Annotated in this window: 3 protein-coding genes and 1 pseudogene; all 4 read right to left on the bottom strand. The window is 33.0% G+C overall.

The window, feature by feature from the left end:
- Nucleotides 1-273, bottom strand: a pseudogene (locus ACKI67_RS08910) (hypothetical protein); the annotation flags it as partial.
- Between the two features lie 183 nt (nucleotides 274-456).
- Entirely contained in the window at nucleotides 457-2,133 is a 1,677-nt protein-coding gene (locus ACKI67_RS08905) for a hypothetical protein (protein WP_407463182.1), read from the bottom strand.
- Between the two features lie 86 nt (nucleotides 2,134-2,219).
- Nucleotides 2,220-3,866, bottom strand: a complete 1,647-nt coding sequence (locus tag ACKI67_RS08900; protein WP_407463181.1) for a Mur ligase family protein — start codon at nucleotides 3,864-3,866, stop codon at nucleotides 2,220-2,222.
- A gap of 108 nt (nucleotides 3,867-3,974) precedes the next feature.
- Nucleotides 3,975-5,048: a glycosyltransferase family 4 protein gene (locus ACKI67_RS08895; RefSeq protein WP_407463180.1), complete on the bottom strand. Its 1,074-nt coding sequence runs from the start codon at nucleotides 5,046-5,048 to the stop codon at nucleotides 3,975-3,977.
- Nucleotides 5,049-5,275: the final 227 nt, after the last annotated feature.

Below are 5,275 nucleotides of genomic sequence, written 5' to 3'. Positions count from 1 at the left end.
CTTTTCAGTATATTGAATAGTCAATTCATTATTTAGATACTTAGCAATACAATGATTAATTTTATCACGACCGAATCGGATATTATCATTTGATTCAACGAACTCTTCTTGAGATACTTTTTCAACTTCAATTTTTTCATCATTTTCCAAATTTTTATTTTCCACCTTAACATATTTCCCTACTAAAAATTCAAAATTGCAATTTTTACAAAATTGACTTTCATCATCTCTTGGTGTTCCACACATTGGACAATATTTAAAATTTGACATCATTGTATCATCTCAAGAATTGTTTTAATTAATAAGAATAATTTTATATAATAAGAATTAATTAGTTTCAATACATAAAAATAATTTTATATAGTAAGAACCGATTAGTTTTAATACATTAAAATTATTTTTATCATATTAAATTAATTAGTTTTAATAAATACAAATTATTTTTACCTATTGGAATTAATTTGAAGAACTACTTTTTATATACTCTTCTCTTTTTTCATGAGCTTCCTCTTCAGATGGGAATAAGCCTAAATGTTTGCCATCAACTTCAGCACTCCACATGAATAATCCATCTTCATAGAAAACACCTTCATATTTAGATGATTTTTTCTTGGAAATTGCAGATTGAGACTTTTTGGACTTTTTAGATTTATTCTTGCCCACTCTTTCTCCCTTATTGACTTTGACTTTCTTAGTGGCCTTTTCTGATGAAACCTTATTTCCATCCTTGACCTTTACCTTGCTTTTATTTTCATTTTCAAACTCTTTAGCATAGTCTAACTTATTGGATTTCTTAGATGAAGTTGATTTAGAATTGCCGGATTTCTTAGATATATCAGATTTATTGGCCATTTCATCTTTTATGGAAGATTTTGAGTCAATTGTCTTGATCTTTTTAGTCTTATTGTCCTTTGACTTTTCTTTGGCCTTTTCCCTTAACCTGTCTCTTTCCTTTAAGGTTATTGTTTTAAAGCCACCTTTTACCTTTACATCCACCAATCCATTCTCTTTGAGATAATCCTTTCTTGCCTTTATTGCTTCATTTTCTGTTTCATGATATGATATTATTTGGCCCTTGACGCTTACAGACCATAATTTCTGAATTTGGCTGAATGAAATTCCTCTTGCATTTGAATAAGCTCCTTTGACCTTTTTAGGAGTAGGCAATGAACTTATATAGATTTCTCTTGCTTCATATGCCTCTTTGGAGGATTGGTATAATCCTAATTCCTTGCTTCCATGCTCTGCCTTCCACATGAATAGATTATCATCATAGGAAATTCCTAAGCATTGGGAATATGGAACACCAGGGTCTCTGATTTTGATTTCCTTATTATTCACTCCATAAACCAAATCCTCATCCTTTTCTTCAACTTGCCTTGGAATGTAGAGTTCATTTAAGATTTGAATGATTTCATTGTTAGGGCTGGATTGCCTTAGCCTTTTAAAGTCATCACCATCATTGATGGCTGATTTGAGTCTGATTAAAAAGTCTGCATCCTGTGTTCTTCTGCTGATTTTATATTTTGGGCGGATAAAGTCTTTATCGCCAGAATAATTTACATAAAACCATACACAGATATTGAAGATGATCTTATGGGCTTCACTTGCAGCCTCCAGTTCACCACTCACATCTGCAGCGGTATTCTTATCTAAAAAAGGATTTGCATTAGTCTGATTATTCTGATTATTCTGATTATTCAGTTGTGAACTTGAGGATGAATTAAGTTTCTTAACTTCATTGAATCCTGTTTTATAATCTCTTAAACCACCATTCTGTACATATGGCCTTGCCATTTGTGCAGGAGAGGCGAATCCTCCAGCACCATCTCCATCGATTGTATTGTGATAAACATCATTTCTTAATCTGCGGAGCCTTGAAAAATCATTTTTTATGTTGTTCGGCAAAATATTGGCATTGTTTAACTTTTCAATTCTTTTGTATTGGCTGTTTTCATCATCCTTTATGCCTTCAAAAGCAAAAATTGCCTTAGTGACCTTTTCCGCTATTCTTCCAGCAATCAGAATAGCTTCGACTCCATCCCCTTCAATGAGATTCTTATCCATCCTTGCACAGTCTAGATAAATATCCCTGAATTGATTTTCCAAGAAACTAAAACAAAATTCACTCATTTTAACAGCCCTTTAATAAAAAATGATGGAATCATATCCCTAATAACTCCATCTTAAAAAATAATCCTTAAACTTTATTTAACTGATTAATAACCTAAAATATCATTCAATACATCTGATGCAGGATCCATACCCTGTGCACCAATCAATAAAACAACATCATCCTTGCTTGCAGTTTCCATAATATATCCTAAAGCATCGTATAATTTTTCAAAATGATTATATCTTATGCGTTCCTTATCCAAATTAGCAAAGAATATGTCTTTTTCAAAGTCTTCAACATGATTCAAATGATCCACTAAATCAACACTTGAGGATAGGCTTAGATAGATTTCCCTCTTCTTGGCTTCTGGATCATTTTCTATTGCATCCTTGTTTCTATGGTGCAATTCCTTGATTACTTCAGCCAAAGCCTCTGAATTGAGACCATTTAATGTTTCTCCACGGGAACCTCTGATTGCACAAGCAATATACAAGTCTCCCTTATCCAATTGTTCTGCCAAATCATATGTTGCCCTAACGGTATTCCTTATTCCATCTGGATTGTGAGCAAAGTCATCAATGACAATAGGCTCATCATAAAGCCTTGTGAATCTTCTGCTGAGAGGTCTGTATGTTTTCACGCCCTCTTTAATGTCTTCAATAGGAATGCCCAATGAAATGCATGCTGAAATTGAGGACAATATGTTTCGAATAAAATGATTTCCAGTGAATGGAAGCTCTTCAAAGGTCAAAATAGCTTCCCCATCAAACATTATCACATTCTCTTCACTGTCAAAGTACACTTTCCTATTTCTTTCTGCATCATAATCCTCGATGGTTTGCTTTTCCATTGAAGTGAAGAAAGTCTCCACCCCATCATTTACAAACTCTTTCATGGCAAGGACATTCTCATCATCAAAGTTAAGTACGACTCCTCCCTTGTTGGTCGCCTTCACTACACCGGATGTTTCTTCAAATACCTCTTCAATTGAGTTTACAAGCCCAATATGATCCATTGCAACATTAGTGACTACCCCAACATCAGGATTGATTGCAGAGGACATGATCATTGCATGGTCCTTCATCAAATCGGTTCCCCAACCTTGAACTTCTGAAACTTCAATGACCAAATAGTCAAAGACTTCCTTGTTAGGAATGTCACATATAAAGTTGAATAATCTTGCATCCACTCCCTGATTTGCCAAAACCTCTTCAGAGATTAATTTGGCAACCATAGGGTCAATCAATGTATTGAATTCTGATTTGGCATCAGTATTTGTAAATACATTGTATCCTGCATGGGATAATATATGGTAAATCAAATGGGAACTTGTTGATTTGCCGTTGGTTCCACTTATAACAACCCTTTTAGAAGCAGGGACCAAATTATCTATTGTCCATTTTATTGCAAATGCATTAGCAAACTCTATCCTATCAACTACAATAACCGGAAAACTAAGCTTTTCCGCCATTTCCAAGGCATCTTCCTTAGGAGTCAATGTTATGAGACATGCAACATTCTTGTTGTTTGCTATCTCCACACCTTTGCCATTAATCCAATGTCTGATTACAATATCTCCCTCTTGAGCCTCATTTAAAGTTTCAAAGATTCCAGTGAATCCGTTTGAAGTCTTATAATCATTAGATCCATAGATTTTGCCGCCAATTGAATCTGCAAGTTGACTGATAGAAAAAGTATTTAAAGAAGATACGGAATCTGCTAATTCATTTAAAAAATATGTTTTTGACATTTTAATCCCCTTTAAGATTGATAGTAGATAAATTAAATAAAAATAAAAATTAAATCAGATTTTAAAATAGTTTTAAAATAGTTTAAAATAGATAAACCTATTTAAAACCTATGAAAAGATGTATAATTTTGCTAAAATTCCAATTACACATACAGCTACTGTAAGTAGCCAATATGATAAAACAATTTTAATTTCAGAAATACCCTTATAATTTAAGGTATGATGCAAAGGCTCTACAGGTAAAGTAATAATATGAGCTCTGTGCATTAAGCTGATGATAGTGGATACAATCGGCACAGCCAATGCAAGTACACCATAGTAAGGTATATCTGTCAAGAGCACTGCTGCTGCATAACCTGTTCCTAAAATGAATGAACCTGTATCACCCATAAATATTGAAGCCGGATACCTATTGAACACTAAGAAACCAAGACACATTGTACCTAATAAACCGAATGGATAGCCTGTTGAGGTATTTCCAAACATAATTCCATATAGACAGCAGAATGCTGATGCAATAGCTATAATTCCTGCAGCCAAACCATCCATTCCATCAATGAGGTTTACTGCATTGATTGAACCTAATACACCAATCATCAAAACAGGATATGCCAAAAGGCCTAATTCAAATCCACCTAAAGTGGTTATGACACCTGTGAATGCCAAGAATAAACCTGGAATCAATTGCACAATGATCTTTACTTCTTCACTTGGCTCGTATTTGATAGGGATTTCAGCAACAAGTTCCAATTTGCCTTCTTCAACTAAAGGACCTACCTGTTCTTTTGCCTTGTCTGTTGTAATTCTTGCCTCTTCACCTACCCCTAAATCGAGCAATCCAATAGGAACAACGGAATCACTGATGTTTTTAACTACCTTTTGATATTCCTTAACTCTAAGTCCTAAAAGGTCGTCAATTAATCCCATTACCCCACCAGTGAGCATGATAAATGAAATTATTAAAATATCTTCATTTCTAAAGTATAGGGACAGAATAAGTAAAACTGTAAATAAGAAAGCAATTCCCCCCATTGTTGGAGTTCCTGCCTTATGTCTATGTTCACTAACGATAGGATTATCAGTTAAGTCTGCATCCCTTAATGCTTTCCTTACAAACCATGTAAAAATTACTGTTGCAAAGAAAGTGATAAAAAATTTATATAAGATATTTTCCAATGCCATATTCATCACACTTAATTCAAAAAAATTTATCCAATTTCAAATAATCAGAAAAATTTAAAATTTCTAAAAAAATTTCTAAAATCTATTCTTTTATTATATATTTTTATAGTCATTATAATATTTAAGTTTTTATTTATATATAAAAAAATGACATTACAATGACATTATCATTAAAATTTGGTATTGACAATACAACATCAGAGATTTTTATTTGATAAAAAAGAAAA

Source organism: Methanobrevibacter sp., from assembly GCF_045577275.1.
In the GTDB taxonomy this organism is placed as follows: Archaea; Methanobacteriota; Methanobacteria; order Methanobacteriales; family Methanobacteriaceae; genus Methanobrevibacter.
The sequence above is the reverse complement of the archived record's forward strand: the minus strand, read 5'-3'. Positions and strand labels throughout refer to the sequence as shown.

What these genes read in the sequence shown, in the direction of transcription:
- ACKI67_RS08900 (WP_407463181.1), bottom strand. Translation starts at nt 3,866, where the DNA reads ATGTCAAAAACATATTTTTTAAATGAATTAGCAGATTCCGTATCTTCT.
- ACKI67_RS08905 (WP_407463182.1), bottom strand. Translation starts at nt 2,133, where the DNA reads ATGAGTGAATTTTGTTTTAGTTTCTTGGAAAATCAATTCAGGGATATT.
- ACKI67_RS08895 (WP_407463180.1), bottom strand. Translation starts at nt 5,048, where the DNA reads ATGGCATTGGAAAATATCTTATATAAATTTTTTATCACTTTCTTTGCA.